Raw genomic sequence first — 5,555 nt, 5'->3', positions numbered from 1 at the left:
CCGTCGATCACGAAGCTCAGCCAGCACAGCCCGCGCGGGGTGGCCGCCAGCAGGGCGCGCCCGAAGGGGCTGTCGTGCAATCCCCAGCGGATGGTCAGAGTCCCGGCGCCGGCCTTGTAGTCTCCCGGCGTCATGGCCTCGCAGGCGACGAACAGGTCGTGCAGCCGGCTCGGCCCCGACAGGCCGACTTCCAGCGCCGTGCCCAGCACGCTTTCGTCGTCGTCGAGCAGCCGCTTGGCATGTCCCAGCGTGACGAACTGCGCGAAGCGCTTGGGGCTGATGCCGGCCCAGCGCTTGAAGACGCGCTGGAAGTGAAACGGGCTCATCCCGGCGGCTGCGGCCATGTCGTCCAGCGACGGCTGGTCCTGGTAGCTCTCCACGATCAGGTCGATCGCCGCGGCGATCGCCCGGTAGTGGCTGCCTGGATCCGTCGAATTGTCCAATTCGTGACCGGTGATGTCGAAGGCGGCGCTCATGTCATCCTCTCCCGAACTGAGGATCGTCATATGCCGCCGAAAAAGCAGCCGGGCCAACCCGATTCTTGCTGTCCTGTTCCTGTTGCCCTGTTCCTGTTGCCCGGTTCCTGCTGCCGGGCCCGCCTATGCCGGATGGCCCGCGTTGACCTTTCCCAGGGCTTCCCGCAGCGCCTTGGCGAAATCCAGGCGCTCTTCCGGCGACAGGAACGAGCCGACGGTCAGCGTCTGCCCGTGGCTGCTCAGCGTTACCTGGCTCTCGTGTTCGGGCGGGTCGTCCATGGTCACCCGCAGCCAGTACGGCTGGAACGTCCAGGTGCCGTCGCGGCCCTTGAGGCCGACGCGGTGGACCACGAGTTCGCGCTCCGTCAGCCGGACCGTCTCGTACATGCGGGCGCTGCGGTAGTTGCGCCGGAAGGCGTACCAGACCAGCAGAATGTCCAGTCCGAAGAAGCCGAAGATCGGCCACGCGCCTTTCAGCCAGAAGAAGCCGCCGACCGTCAGGCTGATCGCCGAGAAGACGCCCATGAAGATCGCGAATCCTTTCGGCGACAGGCTCCTGTGCGGGTGCAGGATCGCGTCGAAGAAGACCCTCTGTCCGGCGCTGGCGCCGCCGGTATCGTCTGGCAGGATGGCGGTCATGACACTACGATATGATGGCTTGCCGGCTTAGGTAAAGATGCCGCCTTTGCGCAACGGGCCGGGCCGGGATAAGCTGCCGCCATGAAGCCCGCAGATATCGACGAATTCTTCCGCCGTCTTGCCGCCGACAATCCGGCTCCCAAGACCGAGCTGGAATACATCAATCCCTATACCCTTCTGGTGGCGGTCGTGCTGTCGGCCCAGGCGACCGATATCGGGGTCAACAAGGCGACCGGCCCGCTGTTCCAGATCGTCCAGACCCCCCTGCAGATGGTGGAATTGGGGGAGGAAAAGCTTCGGCAGTACATCCGGACGATCGGCCTGTTCAACACCAAGGCGAAGAACGTCATCAGGCTGTCCGAGATCCTGGTCGCCGAGCACGGCGGCGAGGTTCCGCGAAAGCGGAAGGACCTGGAAGCCCTGCCCGGCGTCGGCCGCAAGACGGCCAACGTCGTCCTCAACGTGGCGTTCGGCCAGACCACGATCGCGGTCGATACCCACATCTTCCGCGTCTCCAACCGCACCGGCCTTGCCAGGGGCAAGACGCCGGAGGAGGTCGAGCGCAAGCTGGTGCGCTACGTCCCGGCGCGCTGGAAGCCCCATGCGCATCACTGGCTGATCCTGCACGGCCGCTATATCTGCAAGGCGCGCAAGCCCGACTGCCCGGCCTGCGCCGTCCGCGATCTATGCGCCTATCCCGACAAGACCAGCGAGCGCGACATGCTGGAAGATCCGCCGGTTCCGGTTCCCGCCGGCTGAAGTGCCGCATCGTTCCGCCCGGCAGGAATTCCCCAGGCACGGCGGCAGGATTTGCCGGGCATGGCCCGCAACCGCCGCGAAAACCCCTGTAACCGGTGGTACCCCCGATTGGCACGGCCCTTGCTGATGAATGTCACCCAGGAGGCCATGCCATGTCCATCGATACCCTGACAGCCGATACCAGCATCAGCCGCGCATCTCCCCAGATCGCTAGAAAGAACTGGGAGACTCCGGTTCCGAACGGAATCCAGGAGAACGAAGTGCCGGATACCGGTACGGTCGATATGGACTTCTGGGACTTCGTGGACATCGTCAACCCGCTTCAGCACATCCCCGTGGTCAATACGATCTACCGCGAGCTGACCGGCGACTCGATCAAGGGGGTGTCGCGGATCATCGGCGGCGGTATCTACGGCGGGGTCGTCGGGCTGGTCGCCGGCATCGGCAGCGCCATCGTCGCGGAAACCACGGGCAAGGACCCCGGCGAGCACGTACTCGCGATGTTCAAGGATTCCGATGGCGCCGTACCGCGGACGACCGGCGATACCGTTGTCGCGGACGCAGCACCCCCGTCTGCGGGATCGGCGGGACCGGCAGGATCGGCCGCCGCGGCAGCCGCCGCCCCCGCAACACCGGCCCAGGCCGCGCCGGCCCCGACCACCGTCGCCATGACCGAACCTGCCGCCGCCGGCGACGTGCTGATGCCCGCCGCCCGCGCCGCCGCTCCTGTCCAGCGCCGTCTCGGCGATCCGGAACCGGCGCGGAGCTTCCCGGTGCCGAAGCGCACCGCCGGCCTTCTTCCCAGGCCGGTGCCGGTCGCGACCGGGCCGGCGGCCAATATCGACAAGACGCCGGTCCAGCGCGCCGCCGCCCATCTGGCGTCGGAACGGGCGAGCACGAAGCCGGCGGCATCGCAGGCCCAGCCCCAGGCGGAGGCGCGTATCCTCCCGGCGAACCAGACGCAGACGGCGGCGTGGCCGCCGAGCGGCCCAGCGCCGGTGCCGCCGGAATTGGTGGCCGACATGATGATGAACGCGCTGGACAAGTATAAGCAGGGCGCCCGTACCGGCGCCGCCTCGGTGTCGAACGGCGCTGGCGCCGCTGCCGCTCGCGGCGCCTTCTGATCGGGGCTATGATCGCGGTCTCGGATGAGACTTCAGGAAAACGGCATGGACATCCAGGTTACCGGGCAACTTTCCGGGCAGCTTACCGGCGGCGGAACGCTGACATATCCCGGCGGCAGTTTCCGCTGCGCGATCGGACGCGGCGGCATCCGGGCGGACAAGCGGGAAGGGGACGGCGCGACGCCGGTCGGCGCTTTCGTCCTGCGCCGCGTGCTGTACCGTCCCGACCGTCTGGCTCCGCCGGAAACCGGCCTTCCCGTTACCGCGATCCAACCTGCCGACGGGTGGTGCGACGATCCCGCCGATCCTGCCTATAACCAGCCGGTAAGCCTGCCCCATCCAGCCAGCCATGAGGAGATGTGGCGGACCGACGGGCTGTACGACGCCGTCGTGGTGATCGGGCACAACGACGATCCCGTCGTTCCCGGTTTCGGCAGCGCCGTCTTCGTGCATGTGGCCAAGCCCGATTACGAGCCGACCGCCGGCTGCGTCGCACTGGCCTTGCCGGACCTGCTTGCCCTGCTGAAGCACTGCACGCCGGGCGACCGGCTGTGCATCGCCGGCTGACGCGCGATCCTGCTATTTCCGTCCCGCTACTCCTTCGGCTTGCGCTCGCCGAAGATGGCGGTGCCGACGCGGACATGGGTGGCGCCGAACCGGACCGCCGTTTCGTAGTCGCCGCTCATGCCCATGCTGATATCCGTCAGCCCGTGCCGCTTGGCCAGATCGGCCAGCAGGGCGAAATGCAGCGCCGGCTCCTCGTCCGCCGGCGGGATGCACATCAGGCCGGCGATGGGCAGACCGTATTCGGTCCGGCATCTTTCCAGGAAGTCCCCGACCTCCTGTGGCAGGATGCCGGCCTTCTGCGGCTCGGCGCCGGTGTTGACCTCGACATAGCAGCGCGGGTGCTTTCCCTGCTTCGCCATTTCCTCGGCCAGCGCCACCGCCAGCTTCGGCCGGTCCACGGTCTGGATCACGTCGAACAGGGCCACCGCCTCCTTGACCTTGTTGGTCTGGAGCGGTCCGATCAGGTGAAGCTCGATATCGGGCCAGCGCTCCCGCCGCTCCGGGAACTTGGCCTTGGCTTCCTGCACCCGGTTTTCGCCGAACACCCGCTGGCCTGCCTCCAGGGCGGCGTCCAGCTTCTCGACCGGCTGGACCTTGCCGACCGCGACCAGCGTGACGCCGGAAGGATCGCGGCCAACCGCCTTGGCGGCATCCGCGATGGCCTTGCGGACTTCCGCAAGATTGGCCGCGATATCGGTGGCGGCGGAGGTAGGTGTTTCAGCGTTCGTCATGGCCAGTCTTAACCGCTCAAAAGATGCGGCGGACCCTATCACCTGTGTCCATCGGCGTCCATCTGTGGCAAAAAGCCAGCAAAACCAGCGGCCAGCCTCAAATACCGGACCAGCTTACCATGCCCCAGCAGATCGCAAGCCTCGCCGATATCCTGTATCCGCTGACGCCGGAGGAGTTCTTCCGCGACTACCACGGGAAGAAGCCGGTCCACATCCCCGGCGCCGCGGACAAGCTGGCCTCCGTCATGGACTGGCCGACGCTGTCGGGTCTCCTGAGCCAATCCGGCATATGGACGGGCAAGTCGCTCCAGCTCGTGCTCGACACCAAGATCCTCGAGCCCGCGGAATATTGCCGTCCGGCGCAGGACAGGGAAGGGCGCGACGCCATGATGGCCGACCTGGACAAGGTCGGGACCTGGCTGCGGCGCGGCGCCTCGCTGGTCTGCAACGACATCGACAGCCTGACGCCCGGCCTGAAAGCGGCGGCCAACGCGCTGGAGCAGGGGCTCGGCGGCAAGGCCCAGGCCAACCTCTACTGCTCGTGGCGGGCGCATCAGGCCTTCGGCAGCCATTTCGACACCCATGACGTCTACGCACTCCATGTCACCGGCGAAAAGACGTGGCGGCTCTACCAGCGCCATTTCGAGGACCCGATCGCCCATCCCTTCTTCAAGTCGCTGGGTCAGGAATTCCACGACAAGCACAAGGGGCCGGTCACGATGGAGGTGACGCTGAAGCCGGGCGACGTGCTGTACCTGCCGCGCGGCTGGTACCACGACGCGCTGGCCTCCGCCGAGACCAGCATCCACATCGCCTTCGGCCTGACCTCCGTGATCGGGCTGGACCTGATCTCGATGCTGTTCGAACGCGCGGTCCATGACCCGCTGTTCCGCCGCACGGTGCCGTCGCCCGGCCCCGAAGCCGCCGGCGGAGATTCCGGTCCCATGGCCGACCATCTGGCGGCGCTGGGCGCCAGGATCGCCGATTACGTCCGCGAACCTGCCATCCTTCGCCAGTTCGCCGCCCATATGCGGGCTTTTCACTACGACCGGGGCACCCTGAACCTGCCCGGCGACGCGCTCGCCAAACGCTGGCGCCGCCGCAGCGCCAGCCTGAAGGTGACGCGCGGCCAGAACGGCTGGCAGCTGGGCGACGACCGCCGCGCCGTGCCGATCCCTCCGGGCGTCGAGGGTCCCGTCTCCTGGGTCGTCGGCCGCGAAAGCTTCTCCGAGTCGGAATTCGCCGAAGCCCATCCCAGC

Annotated in this window: 7 protein-coding genes; 4 read left to right on the top strand and 3 right to left on the bottom strand. The window is 67.3% G+C overall.

The annotated features are described in order from the left end of the window. Both AC5JJ6_RS39440 and AC5JJ6_RS39435 read right to left on the bottom strand, forming a co-directional pair. Nucleotides 1-476: helix-turn-helix domain-containing protein (locus AC5JJ6_RS39440; protein WP_496047278.1), on the bottom strand; the 476-nt coding region annotated here is incomplete at its 3' end. A 123-nt stretch (nucleotides 477-599) separates the two neighbouring features. Then, complete coding sequence (locus tag AC5JJ6_RS39435; RefSeq protein WP_496047277.1) at nucleotides 600-1,115, bottom strand: DUF2244 domain-containing protein; 516 nt, start codon at nucleotides 1,113-1,115, stop codon at nucleotides 600-602. 81 nt (nucleotides 1,116-1,196) lie between these two features. Here AC5JJ6_RS39435 and nth point away from each other — a divergent pair, with 81 nt between their 5' ends. The 3 genes from nth to AC5JJ6_RS39420 all read left to right on the top strand — a co-directional run bounded on the left by nth (nucleotide 1,197) and on the right by AC5JJ6_RS39420 (nucleotide 3,565). Then, nucleotides 1,197-1,874 carry an endonuclease III gene (gene nth / locus AC5JJ6_RS39430; protein ID WP_496047276.1) on the top strand — a complete coding sequence of 226 codons (678 nt, stop codon included), beginning with the start codon at nucleotides 1,197-1,199 and terminating at the stop codon, nucleotides 1,872-1,874. A 152-nt stretch (nucleotides 1,875-2,026) separates the two neighbouring features. After that, nucleotides 2,027-2,998 carry a hypothetical protein gene (locus AC5JJ6_RS39425; protein WP_496047275.1) on the top strand — a complete coding sequence of 324 codons (972 nt, stop codon included), beginning with the start codon at nucleotides 2,027-2,029 and terminating at the stop codon, nucleotides 2,996-2,998. 45 nt (nucleotides 2,999-3,043) lie between these two features. Then, nucleotides 3,044-3,565 carry a L,D-transpeptidase family protein gene (locus AC5JJ6_RS39420; RefSeq protein WP_496047274.1) on the top strand — a complete coding sequence of 174 codons (522 nt, stop codon included), beginning with the start codon at nucleotides 3,044-3,046 and terminating at the stop codon, nucleotides 3,563-3,565. Nucleotides 3,566-3,591: 26 nt separating this feature from the next. On the opposite strand, the gene AC5JJ6_RS39415 is transcribed toward AC5JJ6_RS39420, so the two are convergent. Continuing rightward, complete coding sequence (locus AC5JJ6_RS39415) at nucleotides 3,592-4,296, bottom strand: YggS family pyridoxal phosphate-dependent enzyme (RefSeq protein WP_496047273.1); 705 nt, start codon at nucleotides 4,294-4,296, stop codon at nucleotides 3,592-3,594. A 119-nt stretch (nucleotides 4,297-4,415) separates the two neighbouring features. On the opposite strand from AC5JJ6_RS39415, the gene AC5JJ6_RS39410 reads away from it, so the two are divergent. Continuing rightward, a partial coding sequence (locus AC5JJ6_RS39410) for a cupin domain-containing protein (protein WP_496047272.1) occupies nucleotides 4,416-5,555 on the top strand: 1,140 nt, incomplete at its 3' end.

This window comes from Skermanella sp., assembly GCF_059503625.1.
Note: the sequence above shows the minus strand (reverse complement) of the source record. Positions and strands in the feature narration are given on the sequence as shown.